General features: G+C 40.0%; 1 protein-coding gene. It reads left to right on the forward strand.

Annotated features, from left to right (window positions below):
• Positions 1–418 (forward strand): hypothetical protein (locus tag M1M07_RS32505; RefSeq protein WP_248676804.1); only part of this gene is annotated, 418 nt, incomplete at both ends.

A 418-nucleotide genomic window follows, 5' to 3' on the forward strand; every position in this document is an offset into this window, starting at 1 on the left:
GGGTAGCTGAAGCTATTACAGAATCTCTCAACAGAAATGGTCATGAGAGTGATCCTTTTTGGTCGGCAGCCAATAAACTCCTAATGCGTTCTCTAATTGGCTATCTTTATTTTGATAGTCAGCTCGATCACTATCTGCCAAACCTGGGTCAGGTTACAGATATGATTCGAGAATTGAGACGGAATCATCCAGAAGCGGAGAGTCCGGTTGAATTGATGTTTGAAGACCTGGAGAGAAGGTGTCCAGGGAATTACGCCTGCAGACAGTGGAGTTTATTCAATAAAAACTTTGACGGACAGACACGTACTTCTGTCTATGCTATTTTTGCGACTACATTCTCAGTATTTGATCATGAGCAACTAAGAAAGATTATTGAAAAAGATACACTGGAAATTGAAAAATGGAATATTGAGAAAAC

The sequence above is a fragment of the Rhodococcus sp. HM1 genome (assembly GCF_023218075.1).
Classification (GTDB): domain Bacteria; phylum Actinomycetota; class Actinomycetes; order Mycobacteriales; family Mycobacteriaceae; genus Rhodococcus.